The organism is Roseateles sp. SL47 (genome assembly GCF_026625885.1).
In the GTDB taxonomy this organism is placed as follows: Bacteria; Pseudomonadota; Gammaproteobacteria; order Burkholderiales; family Burkholderiaceae_C; genus Roseateles.
On sequence record NZ_CP113068.1, the window covers coordinates 2,952,932 to 2,971,314 of the forward strand.

At 67.9% G+C, this 18,383-nt stretch carries 23 protein-coding genes; 22 read left to right on the forward strand and 1 reads right to left on the reverse strand.

From position 1 onward, the window contains the following. Window positions 1–225 precede the first annotated feature (225 nt). From OU995_RS12875 to OU995_RS12955, 17 genes are all read left to right on the forward strand, one after another. Window positions 226–507: a flagellar hook-basal body complex protein FliE gene (locus OU995_RS12875; protein WP_267835948.1), complete on the forward strand. Its 282-nt coding sequence runs from the start codon at window positions 226–228 to the stop codon at window positions 505–507. Between the two features lie 16 nt (window positions 508–523). Beyond that, the gene (gene fliF / locus OU995_RS12880; protein WP_324288747.1) at window positions 524–2,338 is read left to right on the forward strand and encodes a flagellar basal-body MS-ring/collar protein FliF; all 1,815 of its coding nucleotides are present in this window, start codon (window positions 524–526) and stop codon (window positions 2,336–2,338) included. Continuing rightward, window positions 2,322–3,359, forward strand: coding sequence for a FliG C-terminal domain-containing protein (locus tag OU995_RS12885; protein ID WP_267835949.1), 1,038 nt, complete (start codon window positions 2,322–2,324; stop codon window positions 3,357–3,359). Before fliF ends, OU995_RS12885 begins: the two co-directional genes overlap by 17 nt. Continuing rightward, a complete protein-coding gene (gene fliH, locus OU995_RS12890) occupies window positions 3,356–4,087 on the forward strand; it encodes a flagellar assembly protein FliH (protein ID WP_267835950.1) in 732 nt (243 codons plus the stop codon). Before OU995_RS12885 ends, fliH begins: the two co-directional genes overlap by 4 nt. After that, window positions 4,084–5,424: a flagellar protein export ATPase FliI gene (gene fliI, locus OU995_RS12895; RefSeq protein ID WP_267835951.1), complete on the forward strand. Its 1,341-nt coding sequence runs from the start codon at window positions 4,084–4,086 to the stop codon at window positions 5,422–5,424. Before fliH ends, fliI begins: the two co-directional genes overlap by 4 nt. Further along, window positions 5,421–5,936: a hypothetical protein gene (locus OU995_RS12900; protein WP_267835952.1), complete on the forward strand. Its 516-nt coding sequence runs from the start codon at window positions 5,421–5,423 to the stop codon at window positions 5,934–5,936. The genes fliI and OU995_RS12900 overlap by 4 nt, the downstream gene beginning before the upstream one ends. Window positions 5,937–6,001: 65 nt before the next feature. Next, complete coding sequence (gene fliD / locus OU995_RS12905; RefSeq protein WP_267835953.1) at window positions 6,002–7,360, forward strand: flagellar filament capping protein FliD; 1,359 nt, start codon at window positions 6,002–6,004, stop codon at window positions 7,358–7,360. A 5-nt stretch (window positions 7,361–7,365) separates the two neighbouring features. Continuing rightward, a complete protein-coding gene (gene fliS / locus OU995_RS12910) occupies window positions 7,366–7,752 on the forward strand; it encodes a flagellar export chaperone FliS (protein ID WP_267835954.1) in 387 nt (128 codons plus the stop codon). A gap of 46 nt (window positions 7,753–7,798) precedes the next feature. After that, window positions 7,799–8,146, forward strand: coding sequence for a flagellar protein FliT (locus tag OU995_RS12915; protein ID WP_267835955.1), 348 nt, complete (start codon window positions 7,799–7,801; stop codon window positions 8,144–8,146). Then, window positions 8,143–9,429, forward strand: a complete 1,287-nt coding sequence (locus OU995_RS12920) for a flagellar hook-length control protein FliK (RefSeq protein ID WP_267835956.1) — start codon at window positions 8,143–8,145, stop codon at window positions 9,427–9,429. Before OU995_RS12915 ends, OU995_RS12920 begins: the two co-directional genes overlap by 4 nt. A gap of 32 nt (window positions 9,430–9,461) precedes the next feature. Further along, window positions 9,462–9,935: a flagellar basal body-associated FliL family protein gene (locus tag OU995_RS12925; RefSeq protein WP_267835957.1), complete on the forward strand. Its 474-nt coding sequence runs from the start codon at window positions 9,462–9,464 to the stop codon at window positions 9,933–9,935. 12 nt (window positions 9,936–9,947) lie between these two features. Continuing rightward, window positions 9,948–10,661 (forward strand): FliA/WhiG family RNA polymerase sigma factor, encoded by a 714-nt coding sequence (locus OU995_RS12930; protein ID WP_267835958.1) that lies wholly within the window; start codon window positions 9,948–9,950, stop codon window positions 10,659–10,661. Window positions 10,662–10,663: 2 nt separating this feature from the next. After that, on the forward strand, window positions 10,664–11,593 hold the full coding sequence (motA, locus tag OU995_RS12935) for a flagellar motor stator protein MotA (RefSeq protein ID WP_267835959.1): 930 nt from the start codon (window positions 10,664–10,666) through the stop codon (window positions 11,591–11,593). Continuing rightward, complete coding sequence (locus tag OU995_RS12940) at window positions 11,583–12,542, forward strand: flagellar motor protein MotB (RefSeq protein ID WP_267835960.1); 960 nt, start codon at window positions 11,583–11,585, stop codon at window positions 12,540–12,542. The genes motA and OU995_RS12940 overlap by 11 nt, the downstream gene beginning before the upstream one ends. A gap of 36 nt (window positions 12,543–12,578) precedes the next feature. Then, a complete protein-coding gene (gene flgM / locus OU995_RS12945) occupies window positions 12,579–12,857 on the forward strand; it encodes a flagellar biosynthesis anti-sigma factor FlgM (protein WP_267835961.1) in 279 nt (92 codons plus the stop codon). Continuing rightward, complete coding sequence (locus tag OU995_RS12950) at window positions 12,854–13,345, forward strand: flagellar protein FlgN (protein WP_267835962.1); 492 nt, start codon at window positions 12,854–12,856, stop codon at window positions 13,343–13,345. Before flgM ends, OU995_RS12950 begins: the two co-directional genes overlap by 4 nt. Further along, window positions 13,332–14,129, forward strand: coding sequence for a glucosaminidase domain-containing protein (locus OU995_RS12955; RefSeq protein ID WP_267835963.1), 798 nt, complete (start codon window positions 13,332–13,334; stop codon window positions 14,127–14,129). Before OU995_RS12950 ends, OU995_RS12955 begins: the two co-directional genes overlap by 14 nt. A gap of 8 nt (window positions 14,130–14,137) precedes the next feature. Here the strand turns inward: OU995_RS12955 and flgA are convergent, their stop codons facing one another. Next, entirely contained in the window at window positions 14,138–14,842 is a 705-nt protein-coding gene (gene flgA / locus OU995_RS12960) for a flagellar basal body P-ring formation chaperone FlgA (RefSeq protein WP_267835964.1), read from the reverse strand. Here flgA and flgB point away from each other — a divergent pair. From flgB to OU995_RS12985, 5 genes are all read left to right on the forward strand, one after another. Then, entirely contained in the window at window positions 14,841–15,215 is a 375-nt protein-coding gene (flgB, locus tag OU995_RS12965) for a flagellar basal body rod protein FlgB (protein ID WP_267835965.1), read from the forward strand. The two genes, flgA and flgB, sit on opposite strands and share 2 nt — an antisense overlap. Before the next feature lie 13 nt (window positions 15,216–15,228). After that, window positions 15,229–15,654, forward strand: coding sequence for a flagellar basal body rod protein FlgC (gene flgC, locus OU995_RS12970; protein WP_267835966.1), 426 nt, complete (start codon window positions 15,229–15,231; stop codon window positions 15,652–15,654). Window positions 15,655–15,681: 27 nt separating this feature from the next. Further along, window positions 15,682–16,335: a flagellar hook capping FlgD N-terminal domain-containing protein gene (locus OU995_RS12975; RefSeq protein WP_267835967.1), complete on the forward strand. Its 654-nt coding sequence runs from the start codon at window positions 15,682–15,684 to the stop codon at window positions 16,333–16,335. 77 nt (window positions 16,336–16,412) lie between these two features. Continuing rightward, window positions 16,413–17,621 (forward strand): flagellar hook protein FlgE, encoded by a 1,209-nt coding sequence (locus tag OU995_RS12980; RefSeq protein ID WP_267835968.1) that lies wholly within the window; start codon window positions 16,413–16,415, stop codon window positions 17,619–17,621. A 10-nt stretch (window positions 17,622–17,631) separates the two neighbouring features. After that, the gene (locus tag OU995_RS12985) at window positions 17,632–18,366 is read left to right on the forward strand and encodes a flagellar basal body rod protein FlgF (protein ID WP_267835969.1); all 735 of its coding nucleotides are present in this window, start codon (window positions 17,632–17,634) and stop codon (window positions 18,364–18,366) included. The last annotated feature ends 17 nt before the right edge of the window (window positions 18,367–18,383 follow it).

The following is an 18,383-nucleotide window of genomic DNA, read 5'->3' on the forward strand; positions in this document are numbered from 1 at the left end:
GTCTTAACTAAACAGACATATTTACATCGCGCAGGCTGATTGAGGCAGTTTGCGGTCGAGAAATACCCCGATTCTCTGAAAACCATCCGGATATTCCGGAGGGATTGGCTCAGCAAAAAATTAGTATCTGACCGGTTCTGAAAATGTACCCATCTATTCAGGGAGCTTGATATGTCAGTGTCGGCGATTCAGTCCTCCGTGGCCCAGATGGCCATGGAATCACTCATGAGTCAGGACGCAGTCCGCCTTCAAAATGAAGCGCAGGCACTCGTTGGTGCCTCCAGCGATAACCCTGGAGGGGGCGGGTTCGAGCAGATCCTGCGCCGGGTGGATGACAAGGGCCAGGCCGCCAGCGAACGCATGGAGGCGGTGGAGCGGGGCGAGAGTGATGACCTGGTGGGCGCCATGCTGGCGAGCCAGGAAGCCAGCCTGTCCTTCTCGATGCTCATGCAGGTGCGCAACAAGGTGGTGGGCGCCGTGGATGAGCTGATCAAGCTCCAGCTCTGAGGTCGGGACGCGCGCCATGAACGAACTGCAAACCGTGCCCACCACTGCGGCGCCCGCCTGGCGCCAGCGCCTGGAGGGGATGCTCAACGGCCTGGGCAAGGCCGGTCCGGCGGCCGGTGCCGGCCTGCGCGGCGCGCTGCCGCTGCTGGGGCTGGCGGCCGTGGTCACCGCGCTGGTGCTGATGCTGCTGTGGCGCGACCAGGCTGGCTACAAGCCGGTCTTCGGCCATCAGGAGCGGGTACCCACGGCGGACGTGCTGGCGGTGCTGGATGCCGAGCACATGGCCTACCGCCTCCATCCCGAGAGTGGACAGGTGCTGGTGGCCGAATCGCAGCTGGGCAAGGCCCGCATGCTGCTGGCGGCCAAGGGGGTGGTGGCCAAGCTGCCCGCCGGCCTGGAGCTGATGGACCGCAACGACCCCTTGGGCGTCAGCCAGTTCGTGCAGGACATCCGCTTCCGCCGCGGCCTTGAAGGGGAGTTGGCGCAAAGCATGATGGCGTTGGATGCGGTGGAGAGTGCCCGGGTGCATCTCTCGATTGCACGCAGCAGTTCGTTTGTCCTGAATGATGGGCAGAAGAGCTCCGCCTCGGTGGTGGTGACACTCAAGCCGGGACGTTCGCTGAGCCATGAACAGATTGCCGCTGCCATCAATCTGGTGTCGGGCTCGGTGGCGAACCTGGAGCCCGCGCGGGTGAGCCTGGTGGATCAGCAGGGCAGCCTGCTGTCGTCGCGGGTGGATCTCAGCGAGGGGTTCGACGGCGCTTCCCAAGGCAATGAAGCCCAGCGCCGTGTGCAGGACGATGTGCGCCGCAATGTGAATGAGCTGCTGGCGCCCGTGCTGGGCGAACAGAACTACCGGCTCAGCGTCACCGCCGAAGTCAACAACGACCGTGTGCAGGAAACCCGCGAGCAATACGGCGATGCGCCCAAGGTGACCAACGAGGCCACCCGCGAGGAGCAGGACCGTGAGCGCATCGCGCTGGGCATTCCCGGCTCGCTGAGCAACCGGCCGGCCGCCGCTCTGGCCGCCGCTGCCGCCTCGGCATCGCAAGTGGGGCCGGACGACGCGGCGGGCAACAGCAATGTGGCGCGCAAGAACGCTTCCACCCGCCAATACGCCTACGACCGCAGCATCACCCAGGTCCGCAAGAGCCGTGGCCGGCTGGAGCGCTTGAGCGTGGCGGTGCTGCTGAACACGGCCGCTGCGCCGGGGGGCGCCAATACCTGGTCGCCGGAGGATGTGGCCAAGATCGAACGCCTGCTCAGCGACGGCCTGGGCATGGACCGGACACGCGGTGACAAGCTGACGGTGTCTTCGCTGGCCTTCCCCGGTGCGCCGGTGGCCGAGCCCTGGTACCAGCAGCGCGACACGCTGGTGGAAGTGGGTGGATGGGCCGGGTATGCCGTGGCTGCGCTGCTGGCCTATCTGCTGATTGCCCGCCCGCTGCTGCGCATGGGCCAGCATGCCTTGGGCATGAGCGGCGCACGGGGCCGAAGCGATCGCCGTTCGGGCCTGCCGGACGAGCGCCGCGCCGAGCCGGGCAGCCGGCCGGGCCAGGGGCCGGAGATCACGCCGCTGGAGCCGCTGGGCACCGGCACGCCCACCGCCGTGGGCGGCCCCTCGGCCGACGCGCCCGCCCTGGGCCACACCAGTGCGCAGGGCCGCAGCTCCCCGGTGATGCCGCTGCTGGAGAACTACGAACTGCCGCCACCGGGCTCTCCGGTGGACGTGCTGGTGGACCACCTCAAGGTGCTGGCGGCCAAGGAGCCGGAGCGGGTGGCGGAAGTCGTCAAGCAATGGGTGCAGAAGAAAAATGGCCGAAGCGAGTGATTTCATCCCGCCGGGCAGCGCTGCGTCGCTGAGCCCCGTCGAACGTGCCGCCATCGTGCTGCTGAGCATGGGCGAGGAGCCTGCAGCCGCCGTGCTGCGCTGCCTCTCCCGTGAGGAACTGCTGGACGTGACCCAGGTCATGTCCCGCCTCTCCGGCATCAAGGTGGACTGGGTCAAGACGTCCTTGCAAGACTTCTTTGACGACTACCGCGAGCAAAGCGGGGTGCATGGCGCCTCGCGCACCTACCTCAAGCGCTCGCTCGACCTGGCCCTGGGCCAGCAGATTGCGACCAGCGTGCTCAACAGCATCTATGGCGATGCCATCCGCCCGAAGATGCAGCGCCTGCAATGGGCCTCGCCGAAGTGGCTGGCTGAACAGATCAGCCAGGAGCACCAGCGCATGCAGGCGGTGTTCCTCGCCTTCCTGCCCAGCGGCCTGGCCAGCGAGGTGGTGGCGGCGCTGCCGGACACCACCAGCGCCAGCCGCGACCGGGTGTTGCTGCAGATGGCCCGCCTCTCCGAAGTGGATGCCGACCTGCTGGTGGAACTGGACGAGCTGGTCGAGCGCTGCCTGAATGGCCTGGGCCAGCAGGGTGCCACGGTGGAAGGCGTGAAGCAGGTCGCCGAAATTCTGAACCGCCTGCCGGAGCAGCGTCAGCAGATGGTGGAGCTGCTGCGGGCGCATGATCCGGCGGTGGTCGGCGAGATCGAGACCAGCATGTATGAATTCTTCATGCTGTCGCGCCAGAGCGAAGCCACGCTCACCCGCCTCATCGAGGAAGTGCCGCTGGAACTGTGGGCCGTGGCCCTCAAGGGCGCCGAGCCGGCGGTGCGCGATGCCATCCTGGCCGCGATGCCGCGTCGTCAGGCGCAGAGCTTCGAGGACCTGATGCGCCGTGGCGGACCGATGCCGATGAGCCGCGTCGAACAGGCGCGCAGCGAGATCATGGCGCAGGTGAAGGCGCTGGTCGATGCCGGCGAAATCCAGGTGCAGCTGTTTGCCGAGGCGGTCGTCGAATGAAGACGCTGCGCCCGCATCGCTTTCCACCGCTGGCCCAGGTCGGGTCGCGGGGCCAGGACGCGAACGCCGGTCTCAGTGGCGCTCAGCTCCAGGCCAGCCTGGCCCAGGGCTTCCAGGAAGGACTGGCCCGCGGCTATGAGGAAGGGTATGCCAGCGGCCTGCACAGCGGGCAGGAGCAGGCGCGCAGCGCGGCCGAATCCGCCGGCCATGCCGCCGGTCTGGCGGCCGGACGTGACGATGCCAAGGCGCTGCTGGCCAGTCCGCTGGCAGCCGTGGACACGCTGCTGACCCACCTGTGCCAACTGCAGAAGGACTATCAATCGGCGGTCCGCCGTGAAGTGGTGGAACTGGTTGAACGGGTGGCCCGGCAGGTCATCCGCGCCGAGCTGACCCTGCGTCCGGCCCAACTGCTGGCGCTGGTCGACGAAACACTCTCGGCCATGTCGCCCAATCGCGAGGGCGTGGTGGTCTACCTCAACCCCGAGGACCGGGAGCGCCTGATGGAACTCGCGCCGGACCGCATCCAGGGCTGGACACTGCATCCCGATGCGGCGCTGGAGCCGGGCGAGTGCCGGGTGGTGGCGGGCGGCCGCGAGGCCGATGCCGGCTGCCGCCAGCGCCTGTCGGCCGTGATGACGCAGGTGCGCGGCCAGCTCATGCCTGAGGGCGTGGAGACGGAAGATCCGTCCTCCGAATCCGCTGCGATGCCGCTGGAGGATCAGTCATGATCAGCCATGCCTTGCGCCGTGTGGAGCTGGGCGATGTGCCGGTGGCAACCCCCACCGGCCGTCTGGTGGGGGCCTCCGGCCTGCTCCTGGAAGCCGCCGGCTGCACGCTGCGGACGGGCCAGCGCTGCCTGATCGAAACCTCCGGCGACGGCCGGACCGATGGCGCCGAGGTGCCGGTGCGCGACTGGCTGGCCGCCCAGGTGGTGGGCTTCCGCGACCAGGTCGCTTATCTGATGCCCTTCAAGAAGCCGGACGGCCTGGCTGCCGGTGCGCGCGTGCTGCCGATGCCGGAGCGTGCCCATCTGATGATCGGGCCGCAGTGGCTGGGCCGGATCGTGAATGGTCTGGGCGAGCCCATCGACGGCTTGGGACGTCTGGGGGGTGACCTGCCGCTGGCGGCGGTCCCGCCGCGGGTGAATCCGCTGCGCAAGCGGCCGGTGGAAGAGCCGCTGGATGTCGGCGTACGCGCCATCAACGGTCTTCTGACGCTCGGCCGAGGCCAGCGGGTCGGCCTGATGGCCGGCTCCGGGGTGGGCAAAAGCGTGCTGCTGGGGCTGATCACCCGCAACACCGTGGCCGACGTGGTTGTGGTGGGCCTGATCGGCGAACGCGGCCGCGAAGTGCGTGAATTCATCGAGCTGTCGCTGGGCGAAGCGGGCCTGGCGCGTGCGGTGGTGGTGGTGGCACCGGCGGACGAATCTCCGCTGATGCGGCTGCGCGCCACCGAGTTGTGCCACAGCATTGCGGCGCATTACCGGGACCAGGGCCAGCATGTACTGCTGCTGATCGATTCCCTCACCCGTTACGCCATGGCACGACGCGAAGTGGCCCTGGCCCTGGGTGAGCCTCCGGCCACGCGTGGGTATCCGCCTTCGGTGTTCAGCCTGCTGCCCGAACTGGTGGAAAGCGCCGGCAATGGCGAAGGGGCCGGCAGCATGAGCGCCATCTACACCGTGCTGGCCGAAGGCGATGACCAGCAGGACCCGGTGGTGGACACCGCCCGCGCCATTCTGGACGGACACATCGTTCTGTCCCGCGCGCTGGCCGAGCGGGGCCATTACCCGGCCATCGATGTGGCCCAGTCCATCAGCCGCTGCATGTCGCTCGTGGCCGGCCGTCCGCAACAGGACGCAGCCCGGCTGGTGAAACAGCTGATGGCCCGTTTTGAGCAGGTGCGGGAGCTGATGCCGCTGGGCGCCTATGTGCCGGGGGCCGATCCGGCCACTGACCGCGCCGTGGCCCTGTGGCCGCGCATCGAGGCGTTTCTGCATCAGGGCACCCATGAAGGCGCTCCGCTGGACGCCACCTGGCAAGGTCTGCAGGAGCTGCTGGCATGAGCGCACCGACCACCACCCAGCGCCAATTGGGCCGACTGCTGGAACTGCAGCAACTGCAACTGGACCGGCAGCAGGCCGAGCTGGTGGCGCAGCAGCAGCTGTGCCAGCGGGTGCAGGGCACGGTGCAGCGCCTGGAAGCCCTGGGCGCCCATGCCAGCCTGGCGGGCACCCAGTTGCCGGGCCTGGCCCAGAACAGCGCCGTCTACAAGCAGGCCATGCTGGCCTGGGCCGACCAGCAGCGCCAGGAACTGGTGCGCCGGCAGGCTGAACTCGCGCAGGCCCAGGCCCAGGCGCTGGAGTCGGCCCGCCGTCAGGCGTCGCTCAAGCAGTTGCTGAGCCTGGCGGATGCCCGCGCGCTGGTGGACGCTCAACGCCGGGAGCAGAAACGTGACGACGAAGTGGCCACTCAGGCGCTCCAGAACGGGGCAGGCAGCGCCCGTTCAGGGGGCGCCGCCACCGGCTTTGGCGGCCTGGCCGCCTTCGGCCCAACGCAATGGGGGTCGAATGTTTAAGAACTGCGTCCATCCGGTCGCCTTCAACCAGGGTAGTCCCATCGACTCCCTTGGAGGTGCCTGACATGACGACCAGCTTCGACCCCACCACCATGGCCACCAACCTGGCCACGGCTTACACCCAATCGGCGCAAAGCCTGATCACCGCGCAGTCCAAGGCGGCTCAATCCACCTCGACCGGCCTGACCAAGCTGCAAAGCGTGCTGAGTGCTTTCTCGACGGCGCTCACCGGCCTGTCGTCCACGGCCGGCAAGACGATCACCCAATACAGCGCCACCCCCAGCGACAGCTCGGTGCTGACGGCCACCGCCACCGGCAAGGCCCAGCCCACCAGCACGCCGCTGTTTGTGGAGCAGCTGGCCACCACCCATCAGGTGGCCTTCCAGGACCTGCCCGCCGTGCCGGCCGGCCCTGGCAGCATGTCGGTGCAACTGGCCAACGGCAGCGGTTTTAATGTCGATCTGGCCAGTGCCGATTCCGACGGTGACGGCACCCTCTCCCAATCCGAGATTGCCCGGGCCATCAACACCGCCGCCAACGGTCAGGCGACCGCGATGGTGGTGACGGTCGGTGGTGCCACCCAATTGCTGCTGACCTCCGGCGTCAGCGGCGCGGGCGGCAAGATCACCCTGGACACCTCCGGACTGAGCGGGCCGCTCAAGACCGCGCTGGACGACACCACCAAGCAGAAGGATCTGGTGGCGGGGCAGGACGCCATCGTGTGGCTGGGCGCGCAGGGCAGCGGCGTGCGCCTGCAGCAGTCGTCCAACACGCTGACGGCCATCGACGGTGTGACCGTCACGCTGAAGAAGGCTCAGGCCAGCGGCGATGCTCCGACCACGCTGACCGTCTCCCGCGATGACAGCGCCACGGCCAGCAAGCTGCAGACCTTGGTGGATGCCTACAACACCCTGTCCAAGGCGCTGGGGGACCTCACCGCCGTGGGCGGCGACAGCACCACGCCCGGGACCTTTGCCTCGGATGCCGGTGTGCGGGCGCTGCGCGATCGGCTCTCCGGCCTGCTGCGCGCCGACTACGGCGGCTCCAACCTGCGGGCCCTGGGCGTCAACATCGACCGCTACGGCCAACTGAGCCTGGACAGTGCCAAGCTGACCAAGACCCTGACCGCGAACCCCACCGCGCTGGACGATGTGCTGGGCTCGGCGACGCTGTCCGCACCCTCCGGCCTGCTTGGAGCCTTTGACAAGGCGCTGGACGTCTGGACCGACAGTTCCAGCGGCCAGATCAAGTCGCGCCAGGCCACGGTGACGGCGCAGCAGAAAAGCCTGACCGACCGCCAGACCCGGCTCGATTCCCAATACACCCAGGCCTACAACCGCTATCTCCAGCAGTTCACCGCATTGCAGAACCTGCAGTCGCAAATGGCGGATACCGGCAGCCTGTTCGATTCCATCAGCACCTAGACACCATGAGCTACGACGCCTATCAGAGCTACCAGGCTGTCCACCTGCATGCCCAGACCGCCCAAGCCTCCCCGCTCCAGCTGGTACTGGTGCTGATGGACGGCTTGCTGGACGAGCTGGCACGGGCGCGGGCGCATATCGAGGCCCGGCGTTTCGAGCTGAAGGCCGCCAGCCTGGACAAGTGCGTCAGCATCATCAACGGCCTGTCCAGCGCGCTGGACCTGGAGGCCGGCGGCGAGGTGGTCCACCACCTCGCCCGCCTCTACGACTACTGCGCCGAGCGCCTCTACCGCGCCGGGGTGGACATGGACGCTTCGGTGGTGGATGAAGTGCAGCGGCTGCTGGGGCAGATCCGCGGCGGATGGCAGGGCGTCATGGGCCGTTACGCCTGACGGCCGGCGAGCCCCACACGTGACGTCATCCATGAGGAACCCGACCATGCCCATCCCCGTGCCGGTGCCCACCAATCAGACGGTTGCCGTGACCGGCCGGCTGCTGTCCCTGGGCGAGCGCCTGCGTGAGGCTGCCGCCAGCGGCCACTGGGCCGCACTGGCCAGCATCGATGCCGAGCTGGCGCAGTTTCTCGGGCGGCTGGACACCGGCCGGCTGGATGCGACCGAACGCAAGGCCCTGCGACATCTGCAGGCCGTGCATCAGCAGGTCCGCAGCGATTGCGATCACGAACTGGAGCATGTGCGCCAGACCCTTCACCAGATGCAGCAGCAGCGCGGCGGATGGTCCGCTTATGCGGAAAGCCAGGACTGGGGCATGGAGCCGAAGCCATGAGCACAACATCGATTCTTCTCTCCCAGGGGGCGTCGTCGGACGCCGGGCGTGCCACTGCGGCGTCCAGGCGTGAGGACGTTCGCAGCCAGCGCGCGGTGACCGCCGGTGCTGCGGAGGATGAGCGCAGCGCCCAGCAGCCGTTCTCGCGCCTGATGGCGGAGCAACCCGAGTCCGGCCAGGAGCGTGCAGTCCCCCCCAGGGGCGCTGCCGCAGGCGGCACGACTGAAACGGACGCCGTCGAGACCGCCCCGACCGCCTCGGACACCACGCTGCACCAGGCCCTGGCTGGGCTTGTTGATACCCTCGGCAGCGGCCTGTTGACGGGGGATGCGCACGGCAACAAGGGCACACCGGTGGCGGCCGAAGGGTCGGATGGGGCGGATGACCTCACCAGTCCCGATGCAAGCACCGAGGCTCAGCCGCTGCTGTTGTTGCTGATGCCGACCCTCCTTCCTGCCGCCACGCCCCCCAGTCTGCCCACCCCAGCGGTCGCCGCCTTCGCGGCGCTGTCCGGCGTCGTGGGCGACGGGGCGCCGGCGTCGGATGCGCCGTCCGCGACAGCGGCACCGGCCCTGTCCGGCGCGGTGGCCGCCGATGCCGCTCAACTGCTGAGCGTCAAGTCGCAGAGCGCGGCGGACACCACCACGGATACGGCGCTGGCCTCTGGCGTGACCTTGAACAACGGGGGGGGCACCGACGGTTCCACCTGGGCCGGGCTGCAACGCTGGAGCGCCGCGATCGCGGACTCGTCGAGCACCGGTCTCACCCCATCGGCCGCGCCCAGCGCAGGGGTCACGACCGAACCGACCTTGCATCTGCCGACCCAAGGCCAGGACTGGCAAAACCCGTTGATGCAGGCCCTGGGCGACCGCTTGCAGTTGCAGATCCTGCAACGCAGTGAGCAGGCCCGCCTCCACCTGATGCCGCCCCATCTGGGCCGCATCGAGATCGACATACGCCAGCAAGGCGGCGCGCTGCAGGTCCAGCTCAGCGCCACCCATGACGACGTGCGCCAGCAACTGCGCCAGATGGCCGAGCCGCTGCGCCAGGACCTGGTGCAGCGCCACAGTTGCGACGTGTCGGTGCAGGTGGCCAGCGGGGCCCAGGCCAGCGGCGACGGCCGGGGCCGCGACGGTGCGGCGGGTGGTCAGCAGCCGCAAGGGCAAGGCACCCATGGCGGTCAGCGCGATGCACAACGCCAGCCCGGTCGGGCCTGGACCGATGACGCCGCGCTGTCGGGTGACGGCTTCGACGAGACCCTGGCCCGTCAGGTGCAGGCCTGAGGCCGCGACGCAAGGATCGGGAGAACCACAAGATGAAAACCAAAGCCAAGCTCATCGCCCTGATCGGCGCCGTGGCCCTGCTGGCAGCCGGCGGCGCGGGTGCGGCGGTGTGGTGGATGCAGTCGCACCGGGCCCAGCCGCCCGCCGACGGCAAGACCGAGGCGCCCAAAGAAGTGAAGCCGGCGCCGGACTACAAGTACGTGACGCTGGACAAGGTGCTGGTGATGCTGCGAGGCCCCAACGGCTCGGCGGTGTCCCACTACATGGCGGTGGACATCGTCTTCAAGACGCTGCCCGAGCAAGAGAAGCGCACCAAGGAGCATCTGCCGCTGCTGCGCACCGTGGCGGTGAAGGCCTTGTCGGTGCACACGGTGGAAAGTGCCTCGGCCATGAGTGTCGAGGAGTTCGCCCAACTGCTCAACAAGGCCTATCAGGCGAACTACGCGGCGGAGCGTCGCGAGCCACCGTTCGCCGAGGCCCTGATCGGCAAGCTGATCATCGAATAAGGGCGGCCGACCATGCAACATGCCTACGCCGAATGGGGAGCCGTCGCTTCCGCGGGCCTGAGCGTCGACCTCGAGCAGCGCACGCTGCGCGAATACGCGCCCCTGGTCAAGCGGGTGGTGCGGCAGCTGTCGGCACAGGCCAGCGCGGTGATGGACCGCGAGGACATGGAACAGATCGGCCTGATGGGGCTGCTGGAGGCGCTGCGCCGGTATGGCGCGCCGGATGCCGGTTTTGGGAGCTTTGCCGCCCTGCGGGTGCGCGGCGCCATTCTGGACGAACTGCGCCGGCAGGACTGGCGCCCTCGCACCGTGCGGCAGGACAGCCACAAGCAGCGCGACGCCCTGCGCGCGCTCACCCGCACGCTGGGCCGGGAGCCGACCGAGGCTGAAATCCTGCAGCACCTGCAGCTCACGCCGCAGGCCTACCAGGACTTTCTGCAGGCCGAGGTGGCCGAGGAACTGGCCAGCTTCGACGAGCTGGTGGAAGACCTGGCGCAACTGCCCAGCGAGCAGCGCAATCCCGAGGCGCAGTTGATGGTGACACGCTCGATTGCGCAGGCGCTCTCCGCCCTCAACGAGCGTGAGCAGAAGGTCATCCAGCTCTATTACGAATTCGATGCCAGCCTCAAGGAGATCGCCGCCGTGCTGGATCTCACGGAGGCCCGGGTGTCCCAGATCAACAAGGCCGCGCTTGCCAAGATGCGCGCTTTTCTACAGCGAGGCTGAACGTGCAACCCTTCGTCGGAATCCTCATCGTCCTCGGCTGTGTCTTCGGCGGCTTCATGCTGCACGGCGGGAGCTTCAGGGTCATCTGGCAGCCGGTGGAGCTGCTGATCATCGTGGGGGCCGCCGTGGGGGCCGTCGTGCTGGGCAACCCGCGCCATGTGCTCTCCGAAATGCTGTTGCAGCTCAAGAAGCTGGTGAAGCGGGACCACCACGGCCAGGAGTTCCAGCGCCAGTTGCTGCTGCTGATGTATGAACTGCTGCAGGCCGCGTCCGGCGGGCTCAAGGCGCTGGATGCCCATGTGGAAGCACCGCATCAGAGCGCGCTGTTCCAGCGGTATCCACTCATCCTCAACGAGCCGAAGCTGCTGCACTTCATCGTCGACAACTTCCGCCTGATGGCCATGGGCAAGATCAGCGCGCATGAACTGGAAGGGGTGCTGGAGCAGGAGCTGGAGGCCATCCAGGAAGAACTGATCCAGCCGTCGCGCTCGCTGCACAAGATTGCCGAGGCCATGCCGGGCTTCGGCATTCTGGCCGCCGTGCTGGGCATCGTGATGGCGATGAACAACGTGGCCGAAGGCGCCAGCACCGGCGAGATCGCGGTGATGGTGGCCGCCGCCATGGTCGGCACTTTCATCGGCATCTTCTTCTGTTATGGGGTGCTGGACCCGATCTCCAACATGATGAAGCAACTGGTGCACGAAGAGCTGGCGTCGCTGGAATCGGTCAAGGTGGTGCTGGTGACCCATGTGGCGGGCAAGCCGCCGCTGCTGGCCATTGATGCGGGCCGGCGCCTGGTGCAGCTCAACATCAAGCCGACCTTTGCACAGCTGGAGATCTGGATCGACCAGTTGAGCGGCAAGGACGACACGGCCACACCGCGCCGCCGCGCCAGCGACCGCGCGCCGGAAGGGGAGCGCCGTGCAGCCTGATGTCATCAGCCTCAAGCCAAGCCGTGGCGACCATCAGACGGTCGTCAAGCGGGTGTCGCGCAAGCAGGAGGACGAGGCCCATGGCGGCGCCTGGAAGGTGGCCTTTGCGGACTTCTGCCTCGCCTTGTTGTGCCTGTTCCTGGTGCTCTGGCTGCTGGCGTCGCGCAATTCGGAGCGCCTGCAGGTGGTGCTGCAAAACGCCGGTGCCAATCTGATCGAGGACGGCCAGGGCATGACCAATTCGCTGGCGGCGGGTTCGCGCGGCAGCATGATCGAGCGCAACCCGGTGCCGGCCCGCAGTGAGGACATGAATCCGGGCGATCCCACCCGCGGCCCGACGGATGCCCGTGTGGGCAAACCCAGCCTGGACACCCCTGAACAGCTGCAGGCGCTGGCCCGTCGTGTGGCCGGGCTGGCGGCGGAAGAAGGGCTGGAAGGGCATCTGCGCACAGCGGTGACCGCGCAAGGCCTGCGGCTGCAACTGCACGACACCGAATCCAGCGGCATGTTTGAACGCGGCAGTGCGCTGCCGGGCCCCCGTCTGCGCGCGCTGCTGCGCAAGCTGGGGCCGCTGCTGGCGGAGGTGCGCAATCAGGTGCTGATCGTGGGCCACACCGATGCCACCGCCTATCAGGACAAGGCGCCGGGCGCCTTCACCAACTGGGCGCTGTCGAGTCACCGGGCCATGGCCGCTCGCCATGAGCTGCTGGTGGGCGGCATGCCGGAGACCTCCGTGCTGCAGGTCAGTGGCATGGCCGATGCCGCCCCGCTGGATCCGGAAGCGCCGAAGGCCGCTGTGAACCGCCGCATTGAATTGATGCTGCTGACCAGCAGCCAGTCCCGCGCCATTGCCCAGATGTATGGCCCCGGCGACTGGGGCCGCACCACCTCGGATCCGTCTGAACAGGTCCGCGGGTTCTCCCACGCAACGGCCCCGTCGTCGCGTTGAGGAGCCGTCATGAAAACCAAGTCCAAAGGTGATCGCATGAGAGTCACAAGCAACGGCCCCCTGAACCCGGTCACTGGCGCTGCCGGTGTCTCTGCCGACACCGCCATCACCTCGACCGCCACCAGCCCGGCGTTGCAGGCCGCAGCGCTGGAATCGGACGTCCTCAAGCCCGCGCAGGCCGCCCTGTCGGCCATGCCGGAAGTGGATGAGCTGAAGGTGGCGGCGCTGCGCAATGCCCTGGCCAACGGTGAGATCCGTTTTGATGCGGACCGTCTGGCCCAACTCATCCAGCGCTTCCATGGAGGCCATTCATGAGCGCGGTGATGAGCGCGGTGATGAGCACGCCCACCGGTGCTGCTGTGCGGCCGGGCCCGGAGAGTGCTGCGGCGCTGCTGCTGCGCCAACTGGGCGAGGGCCTGCGCCAGGACCTGGCCGCTTATGACGGCCTGCGGCAATTGCTGGACCAGCAGTTCAATGCCGCACTCCAGCATGACGCGGCGCGCATGAGCGGCCTGGCCGACGACATCCTGACCCAGGTGGCGGCGCTGGACGTGCAGCGGGCCCGCCGCCGTGAGCTGCTGGTGGCGCTGCTGGGCAGTGCCATCGAGCCCAGCGTGCGGGCCTTGCTGCAGCGTTTGCCCGCCAGCCTGGCCCAGCCGCTGGCGGTGCAGTGGCGGGCGCTGGAGCAGGCGCTGACCAGTTGCAAGGCGCTCAACCTGCGCAACTGCGAGCTGATCACCGAGCAGCAGGCGCTGATGCAGCAACTGCTGGGTCGCGAGGAGCATGTGTATGCGCAACGCTGACTTCCGCATGGGCGATTTTCCCGCGCTGCCCGGCAGCGCTGGGGGCACGGCCTCGACCGGAGCGGTGCGCATGGCCTCGGCCAGCAGCGCCGTGACCGGGGGGGCGGACACCCCGCGCTTCGGCGCGCTTTATCAGCAGCTCCAGCGGGAAGTCACACGCTACATCGAACAAGGGGAGGGCGGCGCATCGTTGAGCCCTGAAGGCGCCTGGCACCGGCAACAGCTGCAGGGGGCGTTCTCCAGCGGCACGGAGGCATCACGGACCTCGGGCGCCGCAGTCACCGCCTCCGGCGCCGATGCGGCCTCTGCCGCCAGCCCGGCGCAGCAGCAGGCGTTCGTGGAACAGGTGCTGCCGCTGGCGCGCGAGGCCGCAGGCCGCCTGGGCGTGTCTCCTGAAGTGCTGACGGCGCAGGCGGCGTTGGAAACCGGCTGGGGCCGTGCCCCGATCCGTCGTGCCGACGGTGCCAGCACCCACAACTTCTTTGGCATCAAGGCCGGCGGGAGCTGGACCGGTGAGGTGGCCATGGCCGCAACCACCGAGGTGGAGGACGGAACCGCCGTCGCCCGCCAGGCGGCATTCCGCGCCTATGCCTCGCCCGCGCAGTCCTTCCAGGATCTGGCCAGCCTGATCAGCAGCAGCCAGCGTTATCAGGGCGCGCTGGGGACCGGGGCCGATGCCCGGGCCTACGGCCAGGCCCTGCAGCGCGGCGGTTACGCCACCGATCCCGACTATGCGGACAAGCTGGCGCGTGTGGCCGCCCGGATCCAGGGAGGCACGCCATGAGCAGCCGGTCAGCGCAGGTCGGCCGGTTCCACCATGCCGACGTCCAGCACACGGGCCTGGATGATGCGTCCGCTGTTGATGTTGCGCACGCGGATCAGCCCCTGGCGGGCCCCGCTGTCCAGCGCTTCACCCTGGCCTTCCACGCGCACGCCGTCGCGGCTGGCCAGGATGCGCACCGCATCGCCCCGGCGCACCAGGACCGCCGCCACCAGCAGGCGCTTCTGCAGCACCTGGCCCGGCTTCAGGCTGGTGCGGGCCGCCAGGCCGGTGTCCAGCGTGGAGAGCGCATCCAGGGTCTGGCTGATGTCGCGACGCTGCAGTTGCACATCACTGTCACTGACCGCCTGGCCGGTGTTCACCGCCTGGGTCATCACCAGCACTTCCGCGCTCAGCGTGGCGCGCAGCAGGTAGTCCTGCGGCGCCACGCGGGCGGCATCGTCCAGGCAACGGGCCACCAGCCGGATACGGCCGAGGCTGCGGCTGTCCTGCAGCGCAATGTCCCAGCCGGCCGGGCAGGCCGGCCGGGGGCGGGGCGCCGGCTGGGTCAGCTGCACATCGGCGGCCAGCAGGCCGGCCTGATCGGCCTGGTCCAACAGGGCGCGCCGGGCAACTTCGACCACCTGGGTATCCAGGTCGGCCGTGGCTGCGGGCAGCGCCGCCAGGGCGCCAGTCATCCAGGCCATCAGGCCAACGAATAGAAGGGGAACTCGCATGAGCATCGATTTCAGCAAGGCGGCCGGTGTCCACGACGATGCACTGCGGCTGCGGGCGGAGCGGACCAAGGTCCTGGCCTCCAACATTGCCAACGTCAGCACGCCGGGATATCAAGCACGGGATCTTGATTTTGCCGCGTCGCTGCAGTCGGCCCTCGGGTCCGGGGATGGATTTGCCCACGAACTGCCGCTGGACACCAGCGGGCAGGACCTGATGTACCGCGTGCCCTACCACCCCTCTCAGGACGGCAACACCGTCGAGCTGGGCGTGGAGCAGGCGTCCTTTGCACAGAACGCCCTGGATTTCCAGACCAGCCTGACCTTCGTGAACATGAAGCTCAAGGGTCTGGCCAAGGCGATTGACGGTCAATAAGGGGAGAGACGCGATGTCCTTCAAGCAGATCAGCCAGATTGCCGGCTCGGCCATGTCGGCCCAGACGGTGCGGCTCAACACGATTGCCAGCAACCTGGCCAATGCGCAGTCCGCGTCCGGCACGCAGGACAACACCTATCACGCTCGCAAGCCGGTGTTTGCTGCGCTGGCCGCCCGCGAAGGGCTGGGCGATCAGCAACTGGCCGGGACCCGCGTGCAGGTGCTGGATGTGGTGGAAAGCCAGGAGCCGCTGCGCAAGGCCTATGAGCCGGAGAACCCGCTGGCCAATGAAAACGGCGAGGTCTTCTACCCGAACGTCAATCCGGTGGCGGAGATGACCGACATGCTCTCCGCCTCACGGGCCTTCGAAACCAATGTCGAAGTGCTGTCCCGGCTGAAGTCCATGCAGCAATCCCTGCTGCGCCTGGGCGAGAACTGATCTTCAAGACCTCACACGGAGCCCCCCATGAGCACTGCCGTCACCAACACCACGTCCAGCAGCACGTCCTCGACCGGGACGGGCATCGCCGCCAACGGCGACCTCAGCAGCCTGTTCACCACGCTTCTGGTGGCCCAGATCAAGAACCAGGACCCGCTGTCACCGCAGGACCCCTCGCAGTTCGTCAGCCAGCTCACCCAGCTCAGCCAGGTCGAGTCGATGCAGCAGCTCACCTCGCAGGGCCAGACCAACACCAGCATGCTGGCCAGTCTTCAACTGATGACCCTGGGCGCGCAGGTCGGATCGACGCTGCAGGCGGCGGTCTCTTCCGTCTCGCTCTCCGGCCAGCCGGTGGACCTGCGCTTCACGCTGGATGCCTCCAGCCGTGGCAACACCCTGGTGATCACCGGCAGCGACGGCCGCGCGCAGCGCGTGGAGCTGGGCTCGCTGGGCAAGGGCGAGCAGGCCTACACCCTGGACCCGGCCAAGCTCGGGCTGGGCAACGGCACCTACAGCCTCAGCATCGAGACGCAGAACAAGCAGAGCGTGTCGGTGGAGACGCTGGCCCGCCTGGACGGCGTCCGGCTGTCCGCCGATGGCAACGTCATGCTGCAACTGGCCGGCGTGGGTGAAGTCACCAGCCAGTCGATCACGCAGTTCAAGGGGCGCGTCGGTTCCTGACGGGCCGCGGCAGCTCCTCCTTCGACCCTTTCCAACCTGTCCCAGCAGTCCCGCATCACAGCCCCACGGAGGCCCTCATGAGTTTTGAAATCGCACGCTCCGGCATCAACGCGGTCAACGCCAGCCTGGAAACCATCAGCAACAACATCGCCAACTCCGGCACCTACGGCTTCAAGTCGAGCCGCACCAATTTCTCGGCGATGTATGCCGACAGCCATGCCAATGGTGTGGAAGCCAGCTCGGTGTCGCAGAGCCTCGACATTGGCGGCGGCCTGTTCAACACCGGCCGGGGCATGGACGCCATGATCCAGGGGCGAGGCTTCTTTGCCGTGAAGGACGATGCCGGCCAGACGGTGTTCACCCGCGTGGGCATCTTCAGCGTGGACAAGGACGGTTTCGTGATCGACAGCCTGGGCCGCAAGGCGCAGGGTTATGCCGCCGTGCTGGATGCCAATGGCAAGCCGGTGGAGGGCGCGGGCCTGGGGGCCTTTGGGGATCTGAAGGTGGCCACCGGCCAGATTCCGGCCCAGGCCAGCGAGAAGCTCAGCTTCAACGGCAACCTCAGCGCCGACTGGACGACACCGACCGCCACGCCGTTCAACAAGGACGATCCGCTCACCTACAACAGCTCGGTGACCTCGGTGATTTATGACTCGCTGGGCACCAAGCACAGCGTGACGCAGTACTTCGTGAAGACCGGCACCGGCACCGCCGATGCCTATTACAGCTTCGACGGCGCCGCCCCGGCGGGCGTGGGCGCCACCCTCAACTTCAATGCCCAGGGCCAGTTGACGGCCGTGCCCACGGTGACGCTGAACGCCACACCGACCAATGGTGCCGATCCGATCGCCCTGGCCATCGACTACACCGGCACCACCCAGTTCGCTGGCGACACCACGACGCTGACAAATGCCACCGACGGCTATGCCGCCGGCACGCTGACCGGGACCAGCCTCAGCGAGGACGGCTCGCTGGTGGCCACCTACAGCAATGGCGAGAAGCAGACGGTCGGCACCCTGGCGCTGGCCACCTTCGCCAATGAAAGCGGCCTGACGCCGCTGAGCGAAACCAGCTGGTCCTCCAGCCTGACCAGCGGCGTGGCGCTGTACTCGCGCCCTGGCGCGGGCACGGCCGGCAAGCTGGCGGCAGGCTCGCTGGAACAGTCCAACGTCGACATCACCGGCGAGCTGGTCAATCTGATGAGCGCCCAGCGCAACTATCAGGCCAACACCAAGGTCATCTCGACCGAGAACGACGTGATGCAGGCCCTGATGCAGGCCGTCTGAGGACCGCACGATGGACGCCCTGATCTACACCGTGATGAGTGGCGGGGAGCGCATTCAGCGCGCCCAGGCCGTGCATGCCAACAATCTGGCCAACCTGGAGACGGCCGGCTTCCGGGCCAACCTGGAGCAGGCCAGCGCCGCACAGGTGAAAGGGTATGGCTACGACGCGCGCCATCTGGCGCAGGAGCGTTCGGATGTGATCAGCGCCCGTGCCGGCAGCCAGCGGGAGACCGGCCGCGAGCTGGATGTGGCGGTGCAGGGCGACGGGCTGTTTGCCGTGGCGCAGAACGGGCCGGACGGCGCGGAGGCCTACACCCGTTCCGGCAACTTCACGCTGGACGCGGACGGCCGCTTGCTGCTGGGGCGCCATGCGGTGCTGGGCGAGGGCGGGCCGATTGTGCTGCCGCCGCATGACCGTCTGGAGATCCTGGCCGATGGCACGGTGTCCATCCTCAGCGGCGGCGCGACCGAGATGCAGCCGGTGGACAAGCTGAAGCTGGTCAAGCCGGACTTCGCCACGCTGACCAAGAACGAGGCCGGCCTGCTGGTGACGCGTGACGGCAGCAGCCCGGACACCGATGCCACGGTGAAGGTGGCGGCGGGCAAGCTCGAATCCAGCAATGTGTCCGCCGTCGAAGAGATGGTGGCCACGATGAATCTGGCGCGGGATTTTGAGCTGCAGATGCGGCTCTACAAGGCCACGGACGGCATGGCCGATACCGGCAACCGCCTGATGCGCGAATGACGACACAGATCAAGCAA

What these genes read in the sequence shown, in the direction of transcription:
- OU995_RS12875 (WP_267835948.1), top strand. Translation starts at nt 226, where the DNA reads ATGAGTCAGGACGCAGTCCGCCTTCAAAATGAAGCGCAGGCACTCGTT.
- fliF (WP_324288747.1), top strand. Translation starts at nt 524, where the DNA reads ATGAACGAACTGCAAACCGTGCCCACCACTGCGGCGCCCGCCTGGCGC.
- OU995_RS12885 (WP_267835949.1), top strand. Translation starts at nt 2,322, where the DNA reads ATGGCCGAAGCGAGTGATTTCATCCCGCCGGGCAGCGCTGCGTCGCTG.
- fliH (WP_267835950.1), top strand. Translation starts at nt 3,356, where the DNA reads ATGAAGACGCTGCGCCCGCATCGCTTTCCACCGCTGGCCCAGGTCGGG.
- fliI (WP_267835951.1), top strand. Translation starts at nt 4,084, where the DNA reads ATGATCAGCCATGCCTTGCGCCGTGTGGAGCTGGGCGATGTGCCGGTG.
- OU995_RS12900 (WP_267835952.1), top strand. Translation starts at nt 5,421, where the DNA reads ATGAGCGCACCGACCACCACCCAGCGCCAATTGGGCCGACTGCTGGAA.
- fliD (WP_267835953.1), top strand. Translation starts at nt 6,002, where the DNA reads ATGACGACCAGCTTCGACCCCACCACCATGGCCACCAACCTGGCCACG.
- fliS (WP_267835954.1), top strand. Translation starts at nt 7,366, where the DNA reads ATGAGCTACGACGCCTATCAGAGCTACCAGGCTGTCCACCTGCATGCC.
- OU995_RS12915 (WP_267835955.1), top strand. Translation starts at nt 7,799, where the DNA reads ATGCCCATCCCCGTGCCGGTGCCCACCAATCAGACGGTTGCCGTGACC.
- OU995_RS12920 (WP_267835956.1), top strand. Translation starts at nt 8,143, where the DNA reads ATGAGCACAACATCGATTCTTCTCTCCCAGGGGGCGTCGTCGGACGCC.
- OU995_RS12925 (WP_267835957.1), top strand. Translation starts at nt 9,462, where the DNA reads ATGAAAACCAAAGCCAAGCTCATCGCCCTGATCGGCGCCGTGGCCCTG.
- OU995_RS12930 (WP_267835958.1), top strand. Translation starts at nt 9,948, where the DNA reads ATGCAACATGCCTACGCCGAATGGGGAGCCGTCGCTTCCGCGGGCCTG.
- flgM (WP_267835961.1), top strand. Translation starts at nt 12,579, where the DNA reads ATGAGAGTCACAAGCAACGGCCCCCTGAACCCGGTCACTGGCGCTGCC.
- OU995_RS12950 (WP_267835962.1), top strand. Translation starts at nt 12,854, where the DNA reads ATGAGCGCGGTGATGAGCGCGGTGATGAGCACGCCCACCGGTGCTGCT.
- OU995_RS12955 (WP_267835963.1), top strand. Translation starts at nt 13,332, where the DNA reads ATGCGCAACGCTGACTTCCGCATGGGCGATTTTCCCGCGCTGCCCGGC.
- flgB (WP_267835965.1), top strand. Translation starts at nt 14,841, where the DNA reads ATGAGCATCGATTTCAGCAAGGCGGCCGGTGTCCACGACGATGCACTG.
- flgA (WP_267835964.1), bottom strand. Translation starts at nt 14,842, where the DNA reads ATGCGAGTTCCCCTTCTATTCGTTGGCCTGATGGCCTGGATGACTGGC.
- flgC (WP_267835966.1), top strand. Translation starts at nt 15,229, where the DNA reads ATGTCCTTCAAGCAGATCAGCCAGATTGCCGGCTCGGCCATGTCGGCC.
- OU995_RS12975 (WP_267835967.1), top strand. Translation starts at nt 15,682, where the DNA reads ATGAGCACTGCCGTCACCAACACCACGTCCAGCAGCACGTCCTCGACC.
- OU995_RS12980 (WP_267835968.1), top strand. Translation starts at nt 16,413, where the DNA reads ATGAGTTTTGAAATCGCACGCTCCGGCATCAACGCGGTCAACGCCAGC.
- OU995_RS12985 (WP_267835969.1), top strand. Translation starts at nt 17,632, where the DNA reads ATGGACGCCCTGATCTACACCGTGATGAGTGGCGGGGAGCGCATTCAG.